This window comes from Nitrosarchaeum sp. (assembly GCF_025699065.1).
Classification (GTDB): domain Archaea; phylum Thermoproteota; class Nitrososphaeria; order Nitrososphaerales; family Nitrosopumilaceae; genus Nitrosarchaeum.
In genome coordinates this window covers 164,214-189,472 of record NZ_JAILWF010000003.1, presented here as the reverse complement: position 1 = coordinate 189,472, position 25,259 = coordinate 164,214, and the positions used below count along the sequence as shown (strand labels likewise).

Here is a 25,259-nt window from a genome sequence, read left to right as displayed (position 1 = left end):
ATAGAGCGAATTAAAACAAATTATTAACCAATAAAAAAATGAAAAATCATGAAAAGAGAGATAGTGTCATCAGAGATCACTCCATCTGAATGGTTGTCGATAAATCAATTTCTTTACGAGATAAAACAAGTCAACAATACAACTGTGTCTGTATACTACCAACATGGAAAAGGAAAGGAAACCATTTCCCTGTTAAAAGAAATAAAAAGAAATAAACAGATTGAAAAAATCGAATCAAAAATTGAAAATAGAATTATAGAACTTAGGAAAAACCCATCATCTACAGGTAAATTTACAAAAACATTCATTATTTTTGGATGGATTGAGAAAGATCAAGTAATCTTAAAAGAAATTGGGATTTCAAAAGAATTACCATATGTCTACATGGTAAGCAAAAAACCATTTCTAAAACCATTTTATGATGTTTTAAAAACACAAAAAGATGTTTTGTTAATTATACTTGATCAAAAATCTGCTCAAATAAAGAGATTTCACGGAACGCAAGTAATACAAGAATCTAAATTAAAAATAGATTTACGTGGAAGACACAAAAAAGGAGGACAAAGTCAAGGTCGATTCTTAAGAGCAAGACAAACTAAGATTCATGTTTTTTACAAAAAAGTAGCAGAAAAGGTCAAAACAATAGATGCAAACTCGGAATTAATTCTAATTGGCGGAAGTGGTCAAGCAAAAACAGAATTTTTTGATGAGATGAATTCAGAGTTAACAGAAAAATGCAGATTTGTAGAAAATATTTCATTCTCCACACCGAAAATTGATTTGTATAAAAAAATAATTCAACATTTGTATCAACATAGAAAAAAACATGTTGAAGAGATCATTGAAAAATATGAAAAACTGGTTAAAGAAGGGTTAACGGCAAGAGTAAACACTGTCATCTATAAAGCATTAGAACAAGGAGCAGTTGATACTCTAATTGTCTCCACACAATATTACACTTCATCTAATTTTAGAAAAATAATGAAAATGCTTGAAATTGCAAAACAAATGTCAACAAAAATAGAATTTGCATCATCTCCAAAAATAATTAAAAAATTAGAAATTGATGAATCAGTATTAGCTATTTTACGATATAAAATAAAATAATCAGCAATATCATAAATACAAAAAAATATCTAGCATTACTTTGTATGGAAAATAAAACTCCAGAACGATATTATAATGATCTTACACAAAAAAATTGTTGTGAAAATACTATTTTCTCCATTATTCAAAAAAGTACTGAGTTTTATCACTTTTTCATTAATCGTGATATTTATTTTTGGGTTAGTAAATATTGAATATTCCTCATTAGGAATTTCCGAACCATTATTTACGATCACAGAACAAGCTATCATCATATTTGATATTATTTTTTGGGCAATAGTAGGTCTTTTGACATTAGAACTATTGATAGCATATTTGAAGATACGAAATACAAAATCATTTGTAAAAAAGTATTGGCTTGAAATAATTATGCTTGTACTTATGCCTGTTTTTGTAGGATTTAAGATATTGAAAGTTAGTTTGAAAATTATAAAACAAGTCAAAATAGGAAAAACAGTGTTTAAACTATTTCAAAAAATGAAAAAATCTTAGCAGGAAAGTATGAGTCCGCCAGGTAAGAGTTAAGGTAAAAAGAATTGACACCCTACAAAAACATAGGCATGAAAATAATTAGAAACTAAGAATTATGAATTGAATACATAATAACAAAAGAATGTAGGAAAATATTTGTAATTTTACTTATCATCACGAATAAATTTATGACATCTTGTACATTCATACATTCCAGAATATCCTGCCATCTTTACTTTTGCGTCATGTGGGCATGTGTCTTGAGTTATAATCGGATATGTCAAAATACATCTAGGGTTTCCAATGACAATCACAGTTACAGCCCTTTTGGCAATGTATTCTCTTGCAATCAATACATGTTTTTTGCCAATGGAATGAGATGGTATTCATAACATCCATACGTCATTTCGTCTTAATTAACCCACTCTGAGGAAGTCCTATAAAGAAAATCAACATATTACTAGTATCGTAGTGGTGTGAGTTTGCATATCTGAAAAGAAGGACTGAATTGACTACTCAGCTACGAAAGAAAATCCATTTTGTCATAATCCTTGCCTTATATGTAAGATATGACCTATGTGTGTATGTTAAAAAAACTATTTGCAAAATTGCAACGAAACCAAAAAAAGACATCTAATGACGTAAACGCATTCAAAGAATCTAAAGAGACAAAACAAAATTGAAGTATAACTGCAAAGATTGTAAATTTCATTGGGAAGGATGGATAGATACTTTTGAACATGTTTTAACCCATGAAAAAACACATTTGAAAAACAAAAAAACAATGGAAGCAACATCATAATGGTTACTCTAAATGATTTGAAAACATGTGAAAACTGTGGCAATGTATTCTCAAAAAAAATATTATCCAAAACAATTAGTCGTTGTCCAGCATGTAATGTATGGAAAAAACAACATAGTGAAGAGAAAAATGAGATATAGCTGTAAAGAGTGCAATTTCAAGTGGGAAGGAACTTCGTATACTTTTGAGCAAGTATGAGAGCACGAAAAAACACACCCAGTAAAATCAAAATAATGTCAACCAAATGTAAAGTCTGTAACGCATCAAGAGTAACAAACGTCAATCAATTAATGTCTGATGAAAAATGGGAATGTCAAACATGTGGGAATTTGCTTGATGTCGATGGCAATGTACCAAACACATAAAATAAAAAACAAAAACCATTTTTTCTAATTTATCAGTAAGAGTGTAAGTGGTAAAGGTCAACGCCCTACCAGAGTTTTTAATTTTTTAAGAAATTTAGGTACAAACTATTTAAAGAAAAACTTGAGTACGCCAGGTAAGGGATTCGAACCCCTGCACGCTTGCGCGTAGCCGTTTTCGAGACGGCCGCCGTTCCACTTGGCTAACCTGGCAAGAAATCTTAGAACTACCACATAATAAAGCAAATCAGAAACAATTTTTAAAAATAATTTATGCTGAATCTATATCAAATAGTTCATTCTGAAAGCGCTTAATTATCTGATGTTTAGTTTTGTTCCATTCTTCTTCAGACACATGATCAGAAAAGATTGAACGAAAATCAACATGTCGAGTTTTTTTCAAAATAGATTGTTTTTCATCTTCAGATAAAGGAAAGTATGAAACAATTTTTAAAAAATTATTTTGGGATTCTTTAATGTCATATATTTTCTCTCTCAAGTTTTCAGATAAATCCAAACGGTTCACCATGTGATTAGATTTTTCTTTTTTATATATCCAATTGCAGTTATTACGATCTGCAATTCAAACGATAAAGACAAAATAGCTCAAAAATCAACAACAATTAATGGGATTAAACCTCAAAGAGTTAGTAGTAAGAGAGAAAACAACTCTAGAATCATTTTCATCAAAAGTAATAGCAATTGACGCGTATAATGCAATTTATCAGTTCTTGGCAAGCATTAGGGGTCCAGATGGATTACAGTTATCAGATTCTGAGGGCAGGATAACTAGTCATCTTAGCGGATTACTTTATAGAAATATCAATTTTTTATCATTAGGGATAAAACCAGTTTATGTATTTGATGGAAAGCCACCGTCATTGAAAACTGCAGAGATTGAAAGAAGAAAGCAGATCAAAAAAGATGCTACAATAAAATATGAAAAAGCAATTGCAGAGGGAAATTTAGAAGATGCAAGAAAGTTTGCGCAGCAAACAACTAGCATGAAAGATGGGATGGTTAAGGAATCAAAACAAATTTTATCATACTTTGGAATTCCATACATTGATGCAGCATCTGAAGGAGAAGCAACTGCGGCCCATCTAACAAATACTGGACAAGCTTATGCCTCTGCAAGTCAAGACTTTGATTCCATACTTTGTGGTGCAAAGAGGTTAATTAGAAATTTTACAAACAGCGGAAGAAGAAAGATTCCAAACAGAAACACGTATGTGGAAATCGAGCCAGAGATTATCGAGACTCAAAAAACCCTAGAGGCATTAGAAATTACCAGAGAGCAAATAGTAGATATTGGAATTTTAATTGGTACTGATTTTAATCCAAATGGATTTGACAGGATAGGACCAAAAACTGCATTAAAAATGATAAAACAGTATTCAAGACTTGAAGACATTCCACAAATTCAAGAGCAACTACAAACAATTGAGTATGAGAAGATTCGCAAAATATTTCTTGAGCCAATTGTAACAGATGTAGATGAGATAGTCTTTGGAAAAGTAGACTATGAAGGAATGACAAACTATCTAGTCAAAGAGAGAAGTTTTTCTGAAGACAGAATTCAATCTTCTTTAAACCGACTAAAAAAATCACTAGAAAAAAAGAGTCATAATTTAGATCAGTGGTTTAGCTAAGTTGTAGGATTCATTAATGCTGCACGTTCTCTAACTTTCTTATCTACTGGTGCCATAACATACTGATTTGGCTCTCCCCTACATTCACCAATATTTACTGCAAATCCATCTGATGTTTCTGCAATACAACCTGACCCGGTTACTGCAACAATTCTAACTAGCTCCATGTTTTCTGCGGGAGCCACATACCACATCAGATATGCAAATAGTAACAGAGCGCCAGCTGCAATAATACCACCAACAATAAAGATCGAGTTGTTCTTTGATGTTTTCTTTGTGTTTCCACCTATTGCTGACATGAATTAATTATACAGATATTACATAAAAAGAAAGTACAATAATATCACATTTGATTTTTAGAAATGGAATTCATACTAGAGTCTAGGTAGATTGATCTTCAAAACACATCATAATTCAATATTAAAAAGTCAGCAGATGTTATTTGACAAGATTTCAATTTAATAACTAGTCAAAGGTAAAATAAAAAATGCCACAGACAGAAGCAAGAAAAATTCTCAAGGACGCCCCAATAATGTGGAGACGAATCAACTCCATCGGAATTATTCTTGATTGCAATTCAACTTATGCTAGTAAATTAGGCTACGCAAAGACAGAGATTCTAGGCAGAACGATATTTGAACACGTGCCTAAAGACGCATGGGAAGCAATGAACAACTCGCTAAAAACATGGTTTGAGACAGGTAATGTCACAGATAGAGAAATTACCTTTAAGAAGCAAGATGGAAGCACATTCCCAGGCATATTGCATGCAGTGAGTCTTTATGATGAGAAGAAAAACTTGCTTGGAAGTAATACTGTAATTTTTGATCTTACAGAATTAAATGATAAAAAAATTAAAGAGTTTGAGGATTACTTTAAAGAAGCTAAAGAAAAGCTTGATGAGATTAAAAAAAGCGAATACAACAATTTAGATGAAAATTCTAAATCAGAATATGATGGCTTAAGGAAAATGTTTGATATGTTAGTAACAACTGATTTAAGATCGTTAAAAAAATAAAATTATTTTGTTTTATTTTGAATTGATTTTTGTATTTCATCAAATGCAGATTGAATTTCAGATACTGCAGCTCCGTCTTCCAAAGTACTGACATCACCGATAGTCTCTTTGTTTGCTATTGCCTTTAGCAGTCTTCGCATAATTTTACCACTACGAGTTTTTGGCAATTTTGATACAAAATAGATTTGTTGCGGAGTAGCAATTGCACCAATATCATTTCTTATTTTTGTAGATAATTCTTTTTCTAAAATGGCGGTATCTTTTGTTATATTTTGTTTTAAAACTACAAATGCAATTATGATTTCGCCTTTGATCTCATCTGGGATTCCACAGACAGCTGATTCTGCAACATCATTATGAGATACAAGACAGCTTTCAAGCTCAGCAGTCCCTATTCTGTGACCAGATACTTTGAGGACATCGTCTGCTCTACCAAGTAGCCAAAAGTAACCATCTGAATCTTTTAGTGCATAGTCACCAGGATAGTAACAATTTTTGTATTTTGACCAATACACATCACGATATTTCTTATCATCCCCCCACAAAGTCAAAAGCATTCCAGGCCAAGGGTTTTTGATTAGCAAATATCCCTTGGTGTTTGCAGGTACGTCATTTCCAGACTCATCGACTACAGATATTTGTAATCCTGGAATAGGCAGAGTTCCAGAGCCTGGCTTTAGTGGAATTGTCTCCAACCCAGGCAAAGCAGAAATCAACATCCCACCAGTTTCAGTTTGCCACCAAGTGTCAATTATCGGGCATTTTTCTTTTCCAATTACTTTGAAATACCATCTCCATACTTCAGGATTAATTGGTTCACCGACACTTCCTAAAAGTCTAAGAGATGAGAGATCAAATGAATTTGGAATGTCGTTTCCAAATTTCATAAACATTCGAAGTGCAGTAGGTGTTGTGTAAAAAATAGTAACTTTGTATTTTTCAATTATATCCCACATTCGTGAGGCATCTGGAAAATCTGGCGCACCCTCATACATTACTTCTGTTGCACCATGTAAAAGTGGACCATAAACAACATAGCTGTGTCCTGTGACCCAACCAATATCAGCTGTACAAAAAAATACATCAGAATCTTTAATGTCAAATGCCCACTTGAATGTAGAATGTAAGTGGGTCAGATAACCTCCAGTTCCATGGAGCACACCTTTTGGTTTTCCTGTTGTTCCAGAGGTATACAAAATGTAAAGAGGATGAGCACTGTCTAATTTTTCTGCAGGAAATACATAAGATGAATTTTCCATTAATTGATTCCAAAGCTTGTCTTTTGAAGAAAGATTGATTTTACTTTTTGTTCTTTCAACTACAATTACGTTTTGAACAAAATCAAGATCACTAATTGCATCATCTATTACTTCTTTGAGTTTAATTACATTTCCACGTCGATATCCACCATCAGCAGTAATTACTATTTTTGATTTTGAATCTTCAATCCTATCTTTAATTGCTGCTGCACTAAATCCAGAAAATATAACAGTATGAGTTGCCCCTATTCTTGCACATGCAAGCATCGATATTGGCAATTCTGGAATCATTGGAAGATAGATAGTTACTCTATCACCTTTCTTTACACCGAGTGATTTGAGGACGTTTGCAAGTTTTTGGACTTGAATCCAGATATCGTTGTAAGTAAGAACACGTGAATCACCATTCTCGCCTTCCCACAATATAGCAGGTTTTTCAGCCTTGTTTTTCTGATGAATGTCAAGGGCGTTGTATGATGCGTTAATTGTACCTCCTACAAACCATTTAGCGAATGGAGGGTTCCAGTCCAATGTTTTGTCCCAACTGGAAAACCAACTAAGATTTTTGGCCTGTTTATCCCAAAAGGAAACAAAATCTAAAGAGGCATCTTTTCTTGTTTGAGTATCATTATTTCCAAGACCGATATTAAATTCGGACATCAAAATAGCATAGAGATTCAGACTTGTAAATGTTAAAGAAAAATAATTTAAAAAAAGTTAAGATGCTTCCATTCTAGCTAGCCAGTCGTCATAGTGTGATGTCTCTTTTTTGACCTCTTTGGGAGGTGTCGGCAGATGTGATTCGGTTTCATCAGCACGTGTTGCTTCTGAATGAATGACTGGATCTGTTGGTGCTTCTGGAAGTATGCTCTGAACTAGTTGCTCTTGTTCAGAATTGCCCAGATATGAAACGGCGGATTCTTGGATTTCTTTTTTTGGAGGTGTCGTCACAGTTATTACTTCTGCATCAAGATCAGCAATTCTTCTCTTTACGTTTGAGATTTCGGCAGATTCGTGAGTTACATGCTCAATTAGTTCCGTAGCACATGATTTCACGGTCTCAAATGTATTCTCTGAGATTTCGTTGCTCTTGTATTGTACTTTTGCATCAAATAACAACATCTTTGTAGACTTTAGCTGTTCCTCTAGCGCTGCTTGTCTTGCATCTAGCTTTGATTTGATCTGGTTTTCCAATTCATCCAATGATTCAAGTTTTGACTTGTATTTTTCATGAATTATTTCGGCATCTTCTTTCATGTCATCATTTTCAGAAACAATATCAATCAAGGCCTTTAGACGACGCAGTGTTAGTTGTTTTTCGCGTAGAAGTCTTTGTGAGTCTAGTCTCCATTTTGGAATGAATATAACAACACTGCCTTGAACTACAAGTTGCTCATATGCGATTTGCTGTAATCCTTGAGCACCGCAGTCAACGCCAACTGATTGGATGCTTCCATCAATGTCAGTTATTGTTCCAATGACCTTACCCATGAATGTTCCGTACATGTCTTTGACGTTTTTACCGATGATATCGATATCGTCGTGTGTCATGTGTAGTGGTTTAGAGATTCGTATAACCGGGAAAGTGTGAGAAAGGTTACTAGTTTTGGTAAGATTATTTTGAGCTGAAATTATACCATGATTTTTTACAAAAAATAAAAAAATAGCCTCATAAAAAAGTTATTTTTCAAATAATCAAAACTATTAATTTGAAAGATCAAATCAGGTTAATTGTAAGATGAAACTGAGCATTGAAGATATCAGAGAACTTGAAAATTTGCTACAGATAGCGACTAGTCAAATTCCAAAATATTTCAATTTGGTAAATTCAACAAAAGAACAGTGGGATATTAAAAACATGCATGAATGTATTTTGGGTATGGTTCTTCAAAAATACATTCATGATTCGGGTCAATATCTAACAAACAAAAGAATCGATGAAAATCAACCAGGCACTGTTGAAAATACAATGAAATTGTTTGATGCAGGAATTGAAATTTTTAATGAACATATTTCTGATATTAAGAGGCAGATTTATGAGAACTGACATCATTTGCTGATAAAATCTTTCAAGGGTTTGAGAAAACTAACAAAGATTAGAACAATTTTTGATTCATCTTTGGAAAAACAAAATAGCAAAACATAATTTGATGAGTATCACAATACAACCTTCTCAATATAATTCGGAATTTTATAAATTAGCAAAAATGAGCTTACCAGAAATTAAAGACTATGTAAGCAAAAACTATCCAAGAGCAAAAGCAAATTTCTTCATGAAATACAAATTACAACAGTATGCAGTATTTTTGTCAAATCCAAAAATTCACGTATAAAAGTTAAAATTAAAATATTTTAATAAAGTCTACCAGAATTGCCACCAAGGCTTTAGTTTTGGTTTTGGCATATCGACAATAGTACATATGCCATCAATTAGTTTTGTTCCAGGTCCACATATTCCAAATTTCGGTTCATCAGTTTTTGGTGTGTCAGTTTTTGGTTCATCGGTTTTTGGTGTGTCAATTTTTGGTTTGTCTAATCCAACTGCCTCATAAATGGAAGAGTATTCTGGGAAATTATTATCAAACCATTTTTTGTAACTTGGTTCATTGTTGTATCTATCAACATAGGATTGTGGATCTTTTGAAGTATCAACAAACGGAGCTAAACCTTTTGGCGTATCTAATCCAACTGCCTCATAAATGGAAGAGTATTCTGGGAAATTATTATCAAACCATTTTTTGTAACTTGGTTCATTGTTGTATCTATCAACATAGGATTGTGGATCTCTTTCAGGATCAACAAATGGGGCTATCTTTGGTTTAGTAGGTTCATCAGTAGGCTCCTCATTTGTTGGTTCAGGTTCTTTGACTGGCTCTTTGACAGGATCAGATTTTTTGATAGAATCATTGACGGTAATTGTAATAGATTGTCTATCACTTAACGAGCCTAGATTTGCAACTATATCAAAGATGTATGCTTTTCCACCCTGTGTATCATTTGGAGTCCAACTAAACATTCCGTTGTTTTGATTAATTGAAGCTCCTGCAGGGGGATTCTTCTCTAAACTAAACACCATACCACTCATAGATGGATCAGTTAACTTTACAGCAAAAGATAGTAATTTACCTTCATCTATCGTCAACTTACCTAAAGGATTTATTTTCAAAGTAGTTGTCGGAATTGTAGTAACTTCATTAGACGCAGTACTTGTACCAGCATTATTTATCGCATATACTTTGTATGTGTATTTTGAATTTGTTGTAAGATTTGTATGAGAGTATGTAGTGGATGTACTGTTTGTATTTGCTACCAAAACAGAGTAAGAACCAGAATCTTTTTTCATTTCAATTTTGTAACCAGTAATTGGAGTATTTCCAATAGATGAAGGTGGACTCCATGACAAATTAATCTGAGTAGATGAAGTACTTGTTGCAGTTAATTTTATTGGAGGTGAAGAAATTTGTATTACAGCAGAATTAGAAGATGTTTGGGTTTGAGGAACATCAACAGAAGTTGTTTTAGGAGTAGCAGATGCAGTATTTGATGGTTCTGTAACACCATATCCAATATTTGCTCGAACTACAAATGAATATGATTTATCAGTTGTTAAGTTATTAACAGTGTATGTAGTTGTTTTACTGTTTGTTGAACCAATATCATCATAGACATCGGGTCCAACTACGCGTTGAATTGTATACCCACCAATGCTCTGTCCAAATGTGTTTGATGGAGCTTGCCATGAAAGTCTAATTTGATTTGGAGAAATTGCAGTTGCAAGCAATCCACTTGGAGTAGTAGTTTCCGCAGGTTTTACTGATGAACTAGAAGAAGGAGTACTTGTTCCTTTAGAGTTTATTGCATATATTTGATAAGTGTAAGTATTACTAGAATCTAGACCTTCATGAAGAAATGATGTTGAAGTACTTTTGGTATCTGCTATTAAAACAGCATATGCAGTAGTTGCTGTTTTGTATTCAATTTTGTAACCAGTAACTGCAGGAGCACCAGTAGATAAAACTGGTTCTTCCCAAGTCAATAAAACAGATGTTGGAGAAACTGGAGATGTTTTCAAATTCTTTGGAGGGTTAGGAGTTTGAGAAGCAGATACAAGTGTAAATGCCTGAATTCTACTGTTGTCAGTATCTGCAACATAAAGTAAATTATGTGTAGTATCTAATGCGAGTCCCAATGGAGAATCGAATTTACCGTCAGATGTACCCAAAGAGCCAAACTTTTCTACAAAACATACACCATCGACAACTTTACTTGTACCACTAGCACAAGTTGTATCAGTAGTTAGTTTGAATATTTGGATTCGGTTATTGTCAGTATCTGCAACATAAAGTAAATCATTTGCAGAATCAATTGCTAGACCTGAAGGGGAATCAAATTTACCGTCAGATGTACCTGCAGATCCAAACTTTTTGATATAGCAAATCCCATCTACAGCTTTAGTAGTACCTGCAGGACATGTTGTTCCTGTAACAAGTTTGAATGCTACAATTCTGTCATTACCAGTATCAGAAACATATAGAGTCTCTTCACTATCATCAATTATCATATGTGATGGATTCGTTAGAGTTTGAGTACCGTTGAATGTTTTAAAATTAATTACAAAAGTCCCTGAAGAATCAAACACCGATATGGAATCGGTTTCAATACTAGATACAAAAATCTTCTTTGTAGACTTTTGTATAGCAATTCCTTGTGCAGAGCCTAGATACTCCGGTTTTGCATTATCAGAAGAACCAAATTTTGATTCAAATTGACCATCGCCGTCATCAAATCTTTGAACTCGTTCATTATCAGAATCAACAACAAAGAAATTTCCAATCCCATCCAAAACTCCACCAAATGGATTGTTAAATTGTCCATCGCCATCGCTGTCTGCTCCATCTGCGTCGTCATTACAGTTTTGAATTGAAGTCATATTACAAAAGGTACCAAATTTGTAATCATAATCTCCATCGTCATCAAATACAACAATTCTGTGATTATCGGTATCTGTAACGTAGATAGATTTACCATCACTACTTACATCAACATCATGTGGATTCTTTAGTTGATTATTTGCAGTTCCAAAAGTACCAAATTTAAAAGAAAATGTAGGTTCAGCATATGCCATTTGTATTGATACAATGCTAATTAGCAACAATACACCAAAACATAGACCAACTGATGATTTTCTATTCAAAGTACACTTATCCAATTGAATTCAAATTTAATAAATAAGATAATAAATTTCACTACCCATTTGATCAATTCAGGTTAACATTTGATCAATTCAGGTTAACATTTGATCAATTCAGGTTAACATTTAACATACAACACAAATAATTCATGAATTATTCAGATTTTGTAGTTTTTGGTTTTTTTAGTAATGAAGCAACCATTACAGTTACAAGAATGACAAATACAATAATCAAAGAAGTCACAGTTTCAATATGATAGAATTCTGAGATTATCATCTTAGTTCCAATAAATATCAAAAGAACGATTAATCCAGGTTTTAGATAATGGAATCGTTCCATCATACCACCAATTAAAAAGTAAAGTGCCCTTAAACCCAAGATAGCGAATACATTTGACGTTATTACTATGAATGGATCTCGAGTAATTGCCAAGACAGCAGGAATAGAGTCCATTGCAAATACCAAATCAGTCAACTCAATTATTGCAAGTGCCACTAACAATGGAGTGGCATGCATTACACCGTTGATAGATACAAGGAATTTGTTGCCAACCAAGTTTAGGTTAACAGGCATGAATTTTTTTAAAATTCTGACTGCAATGTTTTTTTCAAGTTCAATTTTTTTCTCTTCTTTTTGAAGGATCATTCTAATTGATGTAAACCAAAGCAATCCACCAAAAATATAGATCATCCAATGGAAATTATCTAGCAAAGATGCACCAACCAGAATTAGTGCAATTCTCATTACAATTGCACTGAGAATGCCAACAGAGAGGACTCTATGCTGATATTTATGAGGAATTCCAAGAGTAGTGAAAACTAGTAAAAATACAAACATGTTATCTACACTAAGAGACTTTTCTAGTGCATAGCCAGTTACAAATTCAATCATCTTATCATTACCAAGTGCAAAATAGATCATTCCTGCAAAAATTCCTGCAAGTGAAATCCAAGTAATAGTCCAACCAAGTGCCTCTTTGGTAGACATTACATGTTCTAATTCAGATGATGATGCTTTAGTCAATCTTCTTTTTATTTTATGAATCAATCCAAGATCAATTGCAATAGTTACTGAAAGAATTGCAAAAAAGATAACCCACAGTTCAAGTGTAACTATACCAGATTCTATTGGCAAATTGATAGCTCTGATTTGGGCATAATTATAAACTAATCTTGAAAATTATTCTTTATACCATCAGAGTCACTAGAGTTACAACTTAGAAATACATTAGCAATAAAGAGATTAGAAGGGCATGAATCTTCTAATCGGTTAAAACTAGATGGTGTGAGGTAATGGTCGAAAAAACCTCAACCCATCTAATAACAAGAATATCCCAAATTGGAATAAAAGACTCGCGTAGAAATTATCAGTATGATCTAAATACTAAATCATCAAAAAAACAATAATTGGAACTCTCACCAAACAACTAATCGTTTTTGGTCTTAAGATCCAATCATATTTTTAATCATGACATCACACATACAAATCAGCAGTTTCATGCCTAAATCCACATAATTTTAGTAAAAGAAAACAAAAGAGGAAAAACTTTAGAAATTTTAAAATTTAGCATTATATGAAAAACATCATGATCCAAAAAGAAGAATTAGAACAAATTTTGAATTTCGTAGGACAAAGATGGTTAGAGGTAACAAAAGACCCATCTAACAAACTGATGGAGACATTACCAAGTAATTTTTGGATGAATTCTGTAGGTGGAAAGGCAGGAAAAGGCAGATGGGTAACTGCACTAATGTATACAGAAAATGAAGGAGATGCCAATGCATTCAAAGAAGTATTGCTAAGGTGGCAATCAAAAGGACAAGAGAAAAATAAAGCACCCGATCTAATTCAAATTGGAAAAAAGAAATAGACTATTAATAATTGGAAATAATGACAACTATATTGTCAGAATTTTCAAGTAATGAAAAAAAGATTCTATCAGAGCATTTTTCAAACACTGACGAAAATGTTTTTGCAATAATCACACCAAGACAGGTAGATCGTGGCGCATTAATGTCAAGATATAGTAGAACAGACAAAAATATGCGCAGAATTTTCTTAGATGAATTTTTACAAAATGAGAACAGAGGTGAAGAATTTTACAATCGAGTATTGTTAGAATATGGAGATGATTCTGTAGCAGAACTAGGAGAAGCCCAAATTGCAATTGAAGGTCTATCCAACATTGCAGTTAAAAAAATTGAAGATAGAAGAATAGGGTTATCATATTTAGAAAAATCATCAAGATACGTAGCATGGAATAAAAAAGTTAACGGAGAATACAGATTCTATAAAGATTCACAACTAATGAACTCTAAATTTGCTGATTTGTATTTAGAGACATGTAATTTTTCATTTGATACATATTCAAAAAACATCGAACCAATGATAAAATACATACGAGAAAAATATCCAATTGAAAAATATACTTTCAAAGATTCAAAAGATGGAAAAGAAAAAGGATTCTCTAAACTAAAAGAAGAAAAAGACATCAAATCTGCAAATATGATTTACAATGGTTCAACAAAAGCAAAAGCATTAGACATTCTACGTGGTCTTTTACCTGCATCAACTTTAACAAACGTGGGAATTACAGGAAATGGTCGTGCTTTTGAATACCTCCTCACAATACTTGGGGCATCAGAACTTGAAGAAGAGCAAAATTTAGCCTCAAAAATCAAAAAAGAACTAGATGTTACAATCAAGGCTTTTGTAAAAAGAGCTGATGACAAATACGGTAAAGCATTCCAAAGTTACATTCAAGATTTGAAAAAAACATCTAAAGACATAGCAAAAGAAATCAAGCCAAAAATAATTTCAGGAGTTAAAACACAGTTAGTAGATTACGAATCAGAAAAAACAGCCATAGACAAAATCATTACCAGTATAATCTATGAGCAATCTCCAAGTACATCATATCTTAACATAATGCAACAAGTAAAAAAATTATCGCAAACTAAAAAAATAAAGATAATCGAATCATTTGCAAAATTGAGAAAAAATAGACGTCATAGACCATCCAGAGCATTTGAGAGCATATATTATACATTTGATTTACTAAATAACTTTGGAATGTTCAGAGATTTTCATAGACATAGAGCATTGACACTAGAAAGACAATTACTAACAACAGATCATGGATATAACACTCCAAATGAGATCAAAGTCTTAGGAATTGAAAAAGACTATCAGGAATGCATGAATAAGACAAAACACGCATTTGATAAAATCAGAAAAAAATACCCAGAGCAAGGACAGTACGTTGTAAACTTTGCATATAATTATCCGTATTTTATGAAATTTAATCTCAGAGAAGCTTGTCATTTAATTGAATTAAGAACAGTGCCACAAGGACATATTGACTATAGACAAGTTGCACAACAAATGTTCAAAGAGATAAACAAAGTGCATCCAAATTTAAGCAAGATAATGAGATTTGTGGATTTAAAAGAATATGATTTGGAGAGATTTGAATCAGAAAAAAGAACTGAAGAAAAAAGAAAGAAGTTTAAAAAATAGAAAATATTCTAATATAATCAAAAAGAGAGAGAATCATGGCAGAGAAAATTGAAAAAACACCACAAGAATGGAAAGAAGTACTGACACCAGACCAATTTGAAGTTTGTATCAACAAAGGAACTGAGCCACCTTTTTCAGGAAAATATTACAAAAACAAGGAGAAAGGAACTTACAAATGCGTTTGTTGTGGAGAACCACTATTCACATCTGAAACAAAGTATGATTCAGGTTCTGGATGGCCAAGTTTTTGGAAACCGCTTTCAGATGAAAAAATAGAATACATATCAGATAATGCTTACGGAATGGTACGGACTGAAGTAAACTGTAAAAAGTGTGGTGCACATCTAGGTCATGTTTTTGATGATGGTCCTAAACCAACCAATCTCAGATACTGTATTAACTCGATTTCACTTGATCTTGAGAAAAAAGATGGTTAAGAATACTTCAATATCAGGCACCACCAAGCACAGATTGAAAACATACAAAAATTATTAATAAAACACAATTAATGATAAGAAAATCAAAGAAATGAATTACAATAATAAATCAAGAAGGAATGAAAGGGTTTGAGAATAATACTCTGTGGATTTGGGGTTGTTGGTCAAAGTTTAGTAAAATTATTTGATTCAAGATCAGAGGATCTTTATGCAGAATACGGATTAAAACCAAGAGTAGTTGGGGTATTTGATAGCAAAGGTAGTGCAGTAGATAAGTCAGGATTAGAATTAGAGAAATTAATCGAAGTAAAGAAAAAAACGGGAACGGTAAAAAATTATGCAGATACAAAAAACAACATGTCGGGAATAGACATGATCAAAAACTTGGATGCAGATGTAGTCATAGAAACTACTGCAAGTAATTACAAAGATGCAGAACCTGGAATGACACACATAGTAACAGCAATGAAAAGAGGTATGCACGTAATATCAGTAAACAAGGGTCCATTAGCATTAGCATTTCCATCATTGATGGAATTAGCCATTTACAATCAAGTCATCTTCAAATTCAGTGGAACCGTAGGTGGAGGAACGCCAATTTTAGATTATGCAAAAAATAGCCTTAGAGGGGAAAGAATCAGCTCATTTTCAGGAATACTAAACGGAACAACAAATTACATCCTAACTAACATGGCAAATGGACTATCATTTGAGACTGCCCTAAAAGATGCCAAAGATAAAGGGTATGTGGAGGCAGATGAGTCACTAGATTTGGATGGACTAGATGCAGCTGCGAAATTAGTGATTCTTGCAAACTGGGTAATGGATATGAAAGTAACAATGCCAGATATCAATTGTAAAGGAATTCGTAATGTTACAGAAGAAGATATCAAAAAAGCTAGAAAAAATAATTGCGCCATAAAACTAATTGCTTCATGTAACAAAGAACTCATAGTAGAACCAAAAGAAGTCTCAGTAGATGATCCATTATGCGTTAATGGAACACTAAATGCAATTGCATTCACATCAGAGCATTCCGGCACGCAAACAATTATCGGAAAAGGGGCCGGAGGGATGGAAACAGCAAGCTCTATCCTAAGAGATTTGTTAGACATCAGACAAGAGATAGTAAAAATTTGAAATCCAACTTAATTTCAAAGAGTGAAACTGCTACACTTCTAAAAACAGTCACAGAAAAATGGGGAATGGAGTTTCCAAAAATAAAAAATCTCAAAGTACACGAGATTGCAGATGATGCACAAATAATTATGGGTCAGGGAATAAAAATTTTAAAAATTAATGACGAATATCTCCCATTTTTGTCAGAAACTCAGACGCTTGAAAAATTTCCACATGTTACAGTAGACATGGGAGCTGTGAAATTCATGTGCAAAGGAGCAAATGTAATGAGACCTGGAATCAAAACACATGATGAATTTGAAAAAGAAAAAATTGTGTGTATCGTTGAGGAATCACAGCACAAGTTTCTTGCAGTAGGAAAATCATTGGTGTCAAGTGCAGAATTAGAAAAAATGGAAAAAGGGGAAGTCATAAAAAATATGCACTACATATCAGACAAGTTTTGGGAAATTGGAAAAACGATTTACGAGTAATCTATTTTGATCTTTTAATATTGAAAACTTCGTGAGTTCTTACAGAAGTTGGATGGATTTGAGAATAGTGAAATAGACAGACAGAGTTTGAAGTACAACTGCAATGATTGATACTGCTCATAATTTTTGAATGGAAATACTTTGATATGGCAAATGAAATCTAGATATTTTTACTTTAAAGTAAATTTACAGTAATAATTAGAAATCAAAATCACTAGAGTGTTTTTAATTAGATTTTTTCAGTGAATTCTTTAGTACCGTCTTTTGTAACAACGAGTATATCAAGTCCATCACCACTTGCAGAATCTCGAAGTGCTGCAGATCTAACAGCTCGTTTTGCCAGATCAATTGCTTCTTCTTGAGTCATATTTGGTTTGAATTGTGGATCTAAAACACCTAATGCCATTTCAGCACCAGTTCCAACTGCAGCATATTCATCTGGGAGAACAGATCCTAATGGATCTAATGTATACAAGATAGGTTTGTCAACCACACCACCAACAATCACCTGAGTCAATAATGGAAAATATCGTCTTTCATACATCATATTTGACATCATTTTAGCAACAGTGTTTGGAGGAACATCTCTTTTGAGTTCCATTTTTCTAATTTTAGCAAGTGCTGCAATTTGTAATGTTAAAATCTGCATATCAGCTACTAGACCAGCACATGCAGCGCCAACTTTTGAAGTAATTGAAAATGTCTTTTTTGAAGATTTGCTTACAAGAAAGTTACCAAATGCGATCCTTTTTTCACTTGCAAGAACTATGCCGCCATTAAAAGTAATTCCCACAGCTGTTGCTCCTGGCATGTACATAGACATAATTCAAATGATTTCACAGCATAATAAAGGGCTTTCTCCTTTTTTGATTCAAAATATGGATAAAATATTTTATATGGTAAAAAACAGAATTTCGTGTTGACTGAATCCAGTATTCACAATACAAAGCTAAATGAGATTACAAATTGGGGGATTAGAGCCGCAATAGGTGTAGTTTTCATCGTACAAGGATCTGGAAAATTTAATCCAGGATTTGCAGGAATGCTTGGTAATCTTGGCATACCAGTAGAGATGCAGATCCCAATTGCACTTGCAGAATTAATTTCAGGAATATTACTAATCATAGGAGTATTTACCAGACTTTCTGCATCAATGATTGCAATAATTATGCTTGGAGCTATATTTGTAGTAAAAGAAGCATCAAACCTCACAGGAAATGGAGGATATGCAATTGATCTAGTCATACTGGGAGGAGCATTACTAATAATCACAGCAGGCCCAGGAAGAGTATCACTGGCACATGTTATCAAAAAATTACCCAGATGCTTACACTAGTCTTTTCCAAATTTTTCCATAATAAGATAAATGCATTTTGTAGTTTTTTTCAGTAAATCAATTCTAGTAAATTCATTTGGAGAGTGTATACGAGCAAACATGTAGGTACTGCCAATAGAGATGCATGGCGCATGTAATACATTTACAAAAGAATGCATAGGACCAGTGCCAGCATTTGAAACATTAATGATTGATTTTCCAAAGGATTGATCAGCTGCTTCTTTTACTTTAGTTACAAACGGATCAGTAGGATTTGTTCGGGCAGCAGCTTCACCATGATAAATTTTGACAGATATATCTCCAAATCCTTTTGATTTCAAGTGTTTTTTTAATCTAAGAACTTGCTTTGCTGGATCCATTTTAGGAACCAATCTAAAATCAATTTTCACTAAAGCAGCACCAGGAAGAACTGTTTTTGCACCATCTCCCGTATATCCTGAAACAAATCCAGCGATATTGCAAGTAGCTCCACCAACAAGGGCTTTTTTTGCATTCAGTCCCTTTAGATTTCCTACAAATGATTTCACTCCAAATTCTTTTTTGAAAGATTGTTCGTCAAATGGTTCTTTTGATATTATCGCCAAATCTTGTTTAGATAGAGGGGTTGTTTCTTTATACCAGTCTTTAATGAGAATTTTTCCATCAGAATCTCTTAATGTTTGAACAGCCTCAATTAATCGCCATGCGGGATTTTTTATCAATACTGCTAAACTGGAATGAGCATCACGAATTGATTCTTTTACAGACAATTCAACGTACAATAATCCTTTCATCCCAAGACCGATAATTGGTCTATTTTGTGAATCAACATAGCCAAATTCCCAGATTACACCATCACATGAAAATTTCTTTTGGTATTTTTTTAGATAATCATCAATGTGTGCACTTCCTGTTTCTTCCTCACCTTCGATTACAAATTTAATATTGCATGGAACGTCACCAGTAGTTTTTAGAGATGCTTCAACAGCTTTTATTCTAGTGATTAATTCGCCTTTATCATCAGAGGAACCCCTTCCAAAAATTTTGTTTCCTTTTATTTTTCCACTAAATGGAGGATCATCCCACAAATCAAATGGCTCTACAGGTTGAACATCATAATGATTGTAAAACATTAAAGTCTTGTTTGGATTTTTCTTTGATTTTATTTCACCATATACCAATGGTGCGACATTTTTCAGTCTCAAGATTTCAGATTTTATTCCAGATTTTTCTAGTATTTTTTTGACTAATTGTGCACATTCTTCAATTCCCTCATTTTTTGCAGAAACACTAGGTTGCTGAATTAGTGTTTGTAATTCAGAGACTAACCGTGGCATATGACTATCAATGTGTTTTAAGGCATTCATTTTACTCACACAATTCTATCAAAGGGTTTCATTGCATTTGCAAGCTCATCCAATAGATCCATGGAGGTCATATGCAACCCAAATTTCTTTTGAGTTGCTTTGCCTGCCAATCCATTGATAAAAGTTGCAGCAACTGCAGACTCTAATGCATTTCGATTCTTTGAAAGCATTCCAGCCACCAATCCAGACAAGACATCTCCAGTTCCACCTACAGTCATTCCAGGAGTTTTTTTCTCATTAAGATATGTCGTAGTACCATTAGAAATTATATCAGTTGCGCCTTTAAGCAACACAACAATTCCATTATCCTTAGCATTTTTTTCAACTAGATTGATTCTTTCCTTTTTAGAATCAGGTGGCGCAATCCCAAATAATCGCTTAAATTCACCAGCATGTGGAGTCACTACAACATTTTTGTCAGATAATAGTGGCAATACTTCAGGAACAAGTGCACTTGCATCCAATGAAAGTCGAACATCTCTATCTAAAAGAGACTTTATCAAAAGCAACAAAGATCCACGTTCTTGAACTGCTAGCCCCATTCCAATTGTTGCAGAATCTAATTTGTGAGGTAATGCACCAAGAAGTTTGTTAACAGCTCCTCGAGTTAATTTTTGATCAACTAGAGGAATTACAATCAGATTTGGAGATATCGCTCTAGTAGGAGGTACATTTACTTTTGGAACTGATGTGTATACTAGATCAACGCCACATCGTAATGCTGCAATTGAGGATAGGATTGGGGCACCATGATAGATGTAGCTGCCTCCAATAACTAGAACAGTTCCATTATCACCTTTACGAGATTTTGCTTTTCTTGCAGGGATGAATTTTTTAACTTGAGTAGCAGTAATTAATTTTCTAACCAATACCAAGTATTCTAAAGATAGAGGAATAAATCTTGTTTTAATCTAAAAATATGCAAATTAGGTTGATTAAGCATCAGATTCAACGTCAGAGATAATCTCAGATTCAACAAAAGAATCAGATTTCTTCTTTGAGCCTCTACCAAAAAATGCCTTTCGTGCATAACATAAATACGTTGTATGACCAATACCTTGGAATGAATGTCTAGTCTTTCCTTCACGTGCTTCGATTGTTCTTATGATGTGTTCGGTGGATTCAATGTCAGTAAATTCATTTTCAACTAGAGCGATAGTTAATTTTTCAAGTTGATTCATAGTAGGACAAATTGCAAAGATAGCGCCACTTCCTTTAAGCATTTTACGAACTTGTGGCAGAACAGTCCAAGGATCCCCAAGATCAATCAAAGCCACATCGGCTTCTTCGACAGGAAGTTTCTTTGAAGTTTTCAAATCAAGTTTTTGCTGAGTAACATACTTTGACATTCCTGCTTTTTTGATATTTTTTTCAGCTATTTTCATAAAGTTTTCATCAACGTCAAAAGTATAGACATGTCCCCTAGGTTTTACAATGCTTGCAATAAAAGAAGTAAGCGAGCCGCTGCCAGTACCAATCTCTAGAATTTTTTGACCGCTACCAATACCAGATCTTGCAATAATGTAACCAATATCTTTAGGATATACTATTTGTGTGCCATGCTGAATTTTCATGACATAGTCATACATTGTGGGTTCAATTAGATAGACGTACTTGTCTTTGTTGGTAACTAGTCTAGAGCCATACTCTTTTCCAATAGCATCAGCATGTTTTATCACACCTATATGAGTATGAAGTGAGTCTTTTTTGGAAATTTTAACAAGCCATTTTTTTGAGTGGTTAAAGTAAAACAACACGTAAGAGTTTTGCTTAATTTTTACCATATAGTTTTCCTGAAAATTTTAGATAAGAATCTACTGCTTGAATTAAAAGTAAAAGAGAGTATCTAATGGGATAATCATTAAAAAGAGGTAAAGCATAGAAACAGAATGAAAAAAGCTATCGTGGTTTTCTTATCAATAATGTTAATTTCATTTTCATATTCTTTGAATAATGATGTTTATGGATTAGATCTAAAACAAGAAAAACAAAACATTGTAGAGAGTTTAGAAGATTTAAAAAATAACCATGCCATTTCTAAAAAATCTAAAAAACATATCGATGATGCAATTGAAAAAATAAACGAGAGTCTTGATGAAAAATATTGGAAAAATGGTTCAGAATTAAATATCAAAGAAGGAGAAAAAGTTCTAAATTTAGATAAAAATTCGATTAACAAACTAGATAGTATTTTAGAAGATAAAAAAGAATCACCCATTATCAAAAATGAAATTTTTATGATCAATCTAAAAATTGCAGAAATCGATAAGGCATTAGTAAATAATGCAATTATCAGCATTCAAGAAATAATTATGAGTGAAAAGGGATTAAAAAAACTAGATAAAGCAATACAAAATTTTGAGGAAGGAGATGAATTCTTGAGCAATAGCGATTATGATAAAGCAATGAAAAAATTTCTAAAGTCATGGGATCTAATTAGACAGTCACTAAAAGATCCCAATGTAAAAAAAATGAAAATGATAGAATTTGAAGGAACGGGTGATTTTAACTTCGATGGTGTTCCAGACGTATATTTGAAATTAGTTGATGTAGATAAAGCAAACAAACCAAAACAGGTTAAGATTAAGATCACCGGAGACTGTGTTAACGGAGTAATTCATGATGATGCATCAATGAAGATAGGATTTTCAACTCCAGAAAGTCTATCAACAATATTTTTTGATGAAGAGTTTACAGCTACCAATAAATGGTTCAAAAAATATGATCCAGACAAGAAAATCAATCCAGCTGTAATTACTACAGTAGCAGAATATTTTTCATTTCCAAGTAGTGGAGATGATTTGATTCAAATGAATCCTGGAAATGAATTTGGTTCTTTTGAGTTTACGAGTCAACCAATAGGTGAGATCGGAGAACAGACAGGCTGGATAGGTGAATTTTCATTTAATGGTGAACCTGGAGATTATTTCTTGAGATTCTTTTTACCTCTTACCGAACCAACAAATGAAGGAGATAGTTGTAATTTTGTAAGCTCGTTTTCAATTCCTACCACAATCAATCCATGATCAGAATCAAAACATATGATAAAAACGTCATTCGTATTCAATAAATACAGTAGTTTTGTGAATTCATTATGGCAAATATGAAATGCGTATCATGTGGGATAGGATTTTTCTCACCAACAGGCTCAGACAAATGTTCCAGATGTGCAGGACAAGCATCTGAAGGACATGGAGGTCATGATTCTTGTGGCTGTGGACATAGCCACTAAATCATTTTTTTACTAAATTTTTAATCACATTTTATCAGGTGCTGTAATGCCAAGCAATTCAAGTGCTTTTTCCAAAGTTATCTTAAATGAATGTACAAGACACAATCTAGAGATTTCTAGTTTCTCATCACCTAATTCAAGGACTTTAACATGCTCATAAAAGGAATTAAACGCCACTGCCAAATCATGACAGTATCTTGCAATAACTTTTGGAGATAGATTTTTTGCAGCATCTAACACATAGATTTCAAACAAACCAATTATTTTGATTAAAGATAATTCAGAAGCATCATTTAACAAAGAAAAGTCAACATCAATAGATGGCTTCCTAGTAGATTTTTCAATTATTCTTGATGCTCTTGCGTGAGTATATTGGATGTACGGAGATGTGTCACCTTCTAAGCTCAATGATTTTGTTAAATCAAATGTAATCATTTTATCAAGATCCTGTTTAATCATTTCATAACGTAATGTTCCAACAGAAACATAATGAGCAATTTGTTCAATTTCAGAGTCAGACATTTCAGAATGTCTTTTTTTGGTTTCCTCAATTGTTTTATTTTTTAACAAGTCATAAACAGAATCAGCATTAACATAGAGACCTTTTCGTCCAGACATTTGAGCTTGCTTACCATCAGTATCTAATCCCAAAGTTTGTGCCGTATCAGAACTAAGAGTCACAGATTCGTAACCTAGATGAACGTATGCATCATCAGTGGATTTGAATTTTGACATCAATCCAGTAATAATTTTTTGAAGTCGGGCTTGTCTTGAATCAATTACAGTGATCACCTTATTACCAGTAAAGTTTTGTTTTGGCTCAGTACTTGCTGTTAAGGTTGTTTGCCAAAGTATTCTATTTCCAGGTTGAGTTTTTTCATATTTCTTGTATGAAAATGGATCGTCAATCAATCCCAATTTCCATGCAGCGTATGGAATGTCTTTTGCAATGTAAGTTGCAGTTCCATTACTTCTAACGATTACTTTGTCTTCATCATTATTTTCACCACGAATAATCCAACATCCGGCATTCTTACCATCACTTTCAAATTCTACTAGTTTCATTTCTTTGAGTTTTTCAAATATCTTACCCCATAATCCTGAACGAATTATTTGAGATTCAAAATTAAGACAGTCATAATAAACTCCTAAATTCCAACAAGTTTCAAGCTGATTTTCTAAAACACGTCTTGTTATTGTATCAGCAAATTTAGCAGTTTCAGATACACCGTCTTCTAGTTCTTTGAGAATGTTTTTTCTAATCTCTTCAAAATTAGGATCTTGTTCATATCTTTCAGTAGTTTTAACATAAACATCATCTCCACAGTAATGATCAAACTTTTTTCCAGTTGGAGACTTTTGATCAAATCCAAGATGCTTAAAACCTACAATAATATCAGCTACTTGTAAGCCAGAATCATCAACATAGTTTAGAACGTTAACTTTGTAATTTGATTTTTTTAAAATTCTAGCAATAGTATCACCAAGGACGATATTACGAATATGACCTATGTGTAGAGCTTTGTTTGGGTTTACACTAGTATGTTCTACGACGATTGAAGAATTATGACCTAAATCTATAGATCCAAACTCATCTAAATTAGATTCTGACAAAATTAATTGGCTTAGTTTTTCCCAATCAGCAAAAAAGTTGAGATACCCAGTTGGATGTGGTTCAACTTTTGATACGAGTATGTTTTGAGATTGCCGATATTTTTCAGACATCAAATTTGCGATCTCTTTTGGGCTTTTCTTTAGAGATTTGGCAAGTAAAAATGAAATATTTGAACTCACATCTCCAAAACCGGGTTTTGCAGGCTCTACAGTAAATTGGATATCAGATATCTGCATATCTTCTAATATTTTATGAAGATTATTTTCAATTTCATCGATTAATGATTTGAAGGACAATA

29 protein-coding genes and 1 tRNA gene are annotated in these 25,259 nt (G+C 33.1%); 17 read left to right on the top strand and 13 right to left on the bottom strand.

The features are described 5' to 3' along the window. Positions 1-48: 48 nt before the first annotated feature. Positions 49-1,107, top strand: a complete 1,059-nt coding sequence (locus K5782_RS04885) for a Vms1/Ankzf1 family peptidyl-tRNA hydrolase (protein ID WP_297464451.1) — start codon at positions 49-51, stop codon at positions 1,105-1,107. Positions 1,108-1,206: 99 nt separating this feature from the next. After that, positions 1,207-1,599 (top strand): hypothetical protein, encoded by a 393-nt coding sequence (locus K5782_RS04880; RefSeq protein ID WP_297464448.1) that lies wholly within the window; start codon positions 1,207-1,209, stop codon positions 1,597-1,599. A gap of 143 nt (positions 1,600-1,742) precedes the next feature. Here the strand turns inward: K5782_RS04880 and K5782_RS04875 are convergent, their stop codons facing one another. Next, a complete protein-coding gene (locus tag K5782_RS04875) occupies positions 1,743-1,931 on the bottom strand; it encodes a hypothetical protein (RefSeq protein ID WP_297464445.1) in 189 nt (62 codons plus the stop codon). Positions 1,932-2,257: 326 nt separating this feature from the next. Here K5782_RS04875 and K5782_RS04870 point away from each other — a divergent pair, with 326 nt between their 5' ends. Genes K5782_RS04870 through K5782_RS04860 form a run of 3 tightly spaced genes read left to right on the top strand, consistent with a single transcriptional unit; the run spans position 2,258 to position 2,745 of the window. Further along, entirely contained in the window at positions 2,258-2,380 is a 123-nt protein-coding gene (locus tag K5782_RS04870) for a hypothetical protein (RefSeq protein WP_297464443.1), read from the top strand. After that, complete coding sequence (locus tag K5782_RS04865; protein ID WP_297464441.1) at positions 2,380-2,520, top strand: hypothetical protein; 141 nt, start codon at positions 2,380-2,382, stop codon at positions 2,518-2,520. The genes K5782_RS04870 and K5782_RS04865 overlap by 1 nt, the downstream gene beginning before the upstream one ends. A 54-nt stretch (positions 2,521-2,574) precedes the next feature. After that, positions 2,575-2,745 (top strand): hypothetical protein, encoded by a 171-nt coding sequence (locus K5782_RS04860; protein ID WP_297464439.1) that lies wholly within the window; start codon positions 2,575-2,577, stop codon positions 2,743-2,745. A gap of 128 nt (positions 2,746-2,873) precedes the next feature. Here the strand turns inward: K5782_RS04860 and K5782_RS04855 are convergent. Further along, positions 2,874-2,955: transfer RNA gene (locus K5782_RS04855), tRNA-Ser, on the bottom strand. Between the two features lie 58 nt (positions 2,956-3,013). Next, positions 3,014-3,268 carry a hypothetical protein gene (locus K5782_RS04850; RefSeq protein WP_366069400.1) on the bottom strand — a complete coding sequence of 85 codons (255 nt, stop codon included), beginning with the start codon at positions 3,266-3,268 and terminating at the stop codon, positions 3,014-3,016. A gap of 100 nt (positions 3,269-3,368) precedes the next feature. Here K5782_RS04850 and fen point away from each other — a divergent pair, with 100 nt between their 5' ends. Next, positions 3,369-4,394, top strand: coding sequence for a flap endonuclease-1 (gene fen, locus K5782_RS04845; protein WP_297464434.1), 1,026 nt, complete (start codon positions 3,369-3,371; stop codon positions 4,392-4,394). Here the strand turns inward: fen and K5782_RS04840 are convergent. After that, complete coding sequence (locus tag K5782_RS04840; RefSeq protein WP_297464432.1) at positions 4,391-4,693, bottom strand: hypothetical protein; 303 nt, start codon at positions 4,691-4,693, stop codon at positions 4,391-4,393. The genes fen and K5782_RS04840 overlap by 4 nt on opposite strands. A gap of 188 nt (positions 4,694-4,881) precedes the next feature. Between K5782_RS04840 and K5782_RS04835 the strand changes: the two genes are divergently transcribed. Continuing rightward, positions 4,882-5,412: a PAS domain-containing protein gene (locus tag K5782_RS04835; protein WP_297464430.1), complete on the top strand. Its 531-nt coding sequence runs from the start codon at positions 4,882-4,884 to the stop codon at positions 5,410-5,412. A 2-nt stretch (positions 5,413-5,414) separates the two neighbouring features. On the opposite strand, the gene acs is transcribed toward K5782_RS04835, so the two are convergent. Both acs and K5782_RS04825 read right to left on the bottom strand, forming a co-directional pair. Beyond that, entirely contained in the window at positions 5,415-7,331 is a 1,917-nt protein-coding gene (gene acs, locus K5782_RS04830) for an acetate--CoA ligase (protein ID WP_297464427.1), read from the bottom strand. A 57-nt stretch (positions 7,332-7,388) separates the two neighbouring features. Next, positions 7,389-8,222, bottom strand: coding sequence for a CdvA-like protein (locus K5782_RS04825; protein WP_297464425.1), 834 nt, complete (start codon positions 8,220-8,222; stop codon positions 7,389-7,391). Between the two features lie 187 nt (positions 8,223-8,409). Between K5782_RS04825 and K5782_RS04820 the strand changes: the two genes are divergently transcribed. Together K5782_RS04820 and K5782_RS04815 are read left to right on the top strand one after the other, a co-directional pair. Further along, positions 8,410-8,718, top strand: coding sequence for a hypothetical protein (locus K5782_RS04820; protein WP_297464424.1), 309 nt, complete (start codon positions 8,410-8,412; stop codon positions 8,716-8,718). Between the two features lie 160 nt (positions 8,719-8,878). Then, on the top strand, positions 8,879-9,004 hold the full coding sequence (locus tag K5782_RS04815; protein ID WP_297464422.1) for a hypothetical protein: 126 nt from the start codon (positions 8,879-8,881) through the stop codon (positions 9,002-9,004). Positions 9,005-9,033: 29 nt separating this feature from the next. Here the strand turns inward: K5782_RS04815 and K5782_RS04810 are convergent, their stop codons facing one another. Beyond that, complete coding sequence (locus tag K5782_RS04810) at positions 9,034-11,865, bottom strand: fibronectin type III domain-containing protein (RefSeq protein WP_297464420.1); 2,832 nt, start codon at positions 11,863-11,865, stop codon at positions 9,034-9,036. 151 nt (positions 11,866-12,016) lie between these two features. Continuing rightward, positions 12,017-12,997, bottom strand: a complete 981-nt coding sequence (locus tag K5782_RS04805) for a TerC/Alx family metal homeostasis membrane protein (RefSeq protein ID WP_297464418.1) — start codon at positions 12,995-12,997, stop codon at positions 12,017-12,019. A 451-nt stretch (positions 12,998-13,448) separates the two neighbouring features. Here K5782_RS04805 and K5782_RS04800 point away from each other — a divergent pair, with 451 nt between their 5' ends. From K5782_RS04800 to K5782_RS04780, 5 genes are all read left to right on the top strand, one after another. Then, on the top strand, positions 13,449-13,733 hold the full coding sequence (locus K5782_RS04800) for a hypothetical protein (protein ID WP_048110350.1): 285 nt from the start codon (positions 13,449-13,451) through the stop codon (positions 13,731-13,733). A 20-nt stretch (positions 13,734-13,753) separates the two neighbouring features. Further along, on the top strand, positions 13,754-15,382 hold the full coding sequence (locus tag K5782_RS04795) for an FAD-dependent thymidylate synthase (RefSeq protein ID WP_297464416.1): 1,629 nt from the start codon (positions 13,754-13,756) through the stop codon (positions 15,380-15,382). A gap of 35 nt (positions 15,383-15,417) precedes the next feature. Then, entirely contained in the window at positions 15,418-15,819 is a 402-nt protein-coding gene (gene msrB, locus K5782_RS04790) for a peptide-methionine (R)-S-oxide reductase MsrB (protein WP_297464414.1), read from the top strand. Between the two features lie 129 nt (positions 15,820-15,948). Beyond that, positions 15,949-16,959, top strand: coding sequence for a homoserine dehydrogenase (locus K5782_RS04785; protein WP_297464412.1), 1,011 nt, complete (start codon positions 15,949-15,951; stop codon positions 16,957-16,959). Further along, entirely contained in the window at positions 16,956-17,432 is a 477-nt protein-coding gene (locus tag K5782_RS04780) for a PUA domain-containing protein (protein WP_297464410.1), read from the top strand. The genes K5782_RS04785 and K5782_RS04780 overlap by 4 nt, the downstream gene beginning before the upstream one ends. Before the next feature lie 229 nt (positions 17,433-17,661). Here the strand turns inward: K5782_RS04780 and K5782_RS04775 are convergent, their stop codons facing one another. Next, entirely contained in the window at positions 17,662-18,255 is a 594-nt protein-coding gene (locus tag K5782_RS04775; RefSeq protein ID WP_007550219.1) for a proteasome subunit beta, read from the bottom strand. Positions 18,256-18,351: 96 nt separating this feature from the next. Between K5782_RS04775 and K5782_RS04770 the strand changes: the two genes are divergently transcribed. Then, positions 18,352-18,768: a DoxX family protein gene (locus tag K5782_RS04770; protein ID WP_297464406.1), complete on the top strand. Its 417-nt coding sequence runs from the start codon at positions 18,352-18,354 to the stop codon at positions 18,766-18,768. Here K5782_RS04770 and K5782_RS04765 read toward each other — a convergent pair. From K5782_RS04765 to K5782_RS04755, 3 genes are all read right to left on the bottom strand, one after another. Continuing rightward, positions 18,765-20,114 (bottom strand): M20/M25/M40 family metallo-hydrolase, encoded by a 1,350-nt coding sequence (locus tag K5782_RS04765; protein ID WP_297464631.1) that lies wholly within the window; start codon positions 20,112-20,114, stop codon positions 18,765-18,767. The two genes, K5782_RS04770 and K5782_RS04765, sit on opposite strands and share 4 nt — an antisense overlap. Positions 20,115-20,119: 5 nt before the next feature. Then, a complete protein-coding gene (locus K5782_RS04760; RefSeq protein ID WP_297464405.1) occupies positions 20,120-20,983 on the bottom strand; it encodes an NAD(P)H-hydrate dehydratase in 864 nt (287 codons plus the stop codon). Positions 20,984-21,049: 66 nt separating this feature from the next. Beyond that, positions 21,050-21,898: a tRNA (adenine-N1)-methyltransferase gene (locus tag K5782_RS04755; protein WP_297464402.1), complete on the bottom strand. Its 849-nt coding sequence runs from the start codon at positions 21,896-21,898 to the stop codon at positions 21,050-21,052. A 105-nt stretch (positions 21,899-22,003) separates the two neighbouring features. Here K5782_RS04755 and K5782_RS04750 point away from each other — a divergent pair, with 105 nt between their 5' ends. Next, positions 22,004-23,140 (top strand): hypothetical protein, encoded by a 1,137-nt coding sequence (locus K5782_RS04750; protein WP_297464400.1) that lies wholly within the window; start codon positions 22,004-22,006, stop codon positions 23,138-23,140. 68 nt (positions 23,141-23,208) lie between these two features. Then, entirely contained in the window at positions 23,209-23,346 is a 138-nt protein-coding gene (locus K5782_RS04745; RefSeq protein WP_007550213.1) for a hypothetical protein, read from the top strand. A 24-nt stretch (positions 23,347-23,370) separates the two neighbouring features. Here K5782_RS04745 and argS read toward each other — a convergent pair whose 3' ends face one another. Beyond that, positions 23,371-25,257: an arginine--tRNA ligase gene (argS, locus tag K5782_RS04740; protein ID WP_297464398.1), complete on the bottom strand. Its 1,887-nt coding sequence runs from the start codon at positions 25,255-25,257 to the stop codon at positions 23,371-23,373. Positions 25,258-25,259: the final 2 nt, after the last annotated feature.

Coding starts and splice junctions, on each gene's coding strand:
- K5782_RS04750 (WP_297464400.1), top strand. CDS start 22,004: ATGAAAAAAGCTATCGTGGTTTTCTTATCAATAATGTTAATTTCATTT.
- K5782_RS04835 (WP_297464430.1), top strand. CDS start 4,882: ATGCCACAGACAGAAGCAAGAAAAATTCTCAAGGACGCCCCAATAATG.
- K5782_RS04795 (WP_297464416.1), top strand. CDS start 13,754: ATGACAACTATATTGTCAGAATTTTCAAGTAATGAAAAAAAGATTCTA.
- K5782_RS04825 (WP_297464425.1), bottom strand. CDS start 8,222: ATGACACACGACGATATCGATATCATCGGTAAAAACGTCAAAGACATG.
- acs (WP_297464427.1), bottom strand. CDS start 7,331: ATGTCCGAATTTAATATCGGTCTTGGAAATAATGATACTCAAACAAGA.
- K5782_RS04800 (WP_048110350.1), top strand. CDS start 13,449: ATGATCCAAAAAGAAGAATTAGAACAAATTTTGAATTTCGTAGGACAA.
- K5782_RS04755 (WP_297464402.1), bottom strand. CDS start 21,898: ATGGTAAAAATTAAGCAAAACTCTTACGTGTTGTTTTACTTTAACCAC.
- K5782_RS04885 (WP_297464451.1), top strand. CDS start 49: ATGAAAAGAGAGATAGTGTCATCAGAGATCACTCCATCTGAATGGTTG.
- msrB (WP_297464414.1), top strand. CDS start 15,418: ATGGCAGAGAAAATTGAAAAAACACCACAAGAATGGAAAGAAGTACTG.
- K5782_RS04865 (WP_297464441.1), top strand. CDS start 2,380: ATGGTTACTCTAAATGATTTGAAAACATGTGAAAACTGTGGCAATGTA.
- K5782_RS04820 (WP_297464424.1), top strand. CDS start 8,410: ATGAAACTGAGCATTGAAGATATCAGAGAACTTGAAAATTTGCTACAG.
- fen (WP_297464434.1), top strand. CDS start 3,369: ATGGGATTAAACCTCAAAGAGTTAGTAGTAAGAGAGAAAACAACTCTA.
- K5782_RS04765 (WP_297464631.1), bottom strand. CDS start 20,114: ATGAATGCCTTAAAACACATTGATAGTCATATGCCACGGTTAGTCTCT.
- K5782_RS04815 (WP_297464422.1), top strand. CDS start 8,879: ATGAGCTTACCAGAAATTAAAGACTATGTAAGCAAAAACTATCCAAGA.
- K5782_RS04840 (WP_297464432.1), bottom strand. CDS start 4,693: ATGTCAGCAATAGGTGGAAACACAAAGAAAACATCAAAGAACAACTCG.
- K5782_RS04860 (WP_297464439.1), top strand. CDS start 2,575: ATGAGAGCACGAAAAAACACACCCAGTAAAATCAAAATAATGTCAACC.
- K5782_RS04745 (WP_007550213.1), top strand. CDS start 23,209: ATGGCAAATATGAAATGCGTATCATGTGGGATAGGATTTTTCTCACCA.
- K5782_RS04775 (WP_007550219.1), bottom strand. CDS start 18,255: ATGTCTATGTACATGCCAGGAGCAACAGCTGTGGGAATTACTTTTAAT.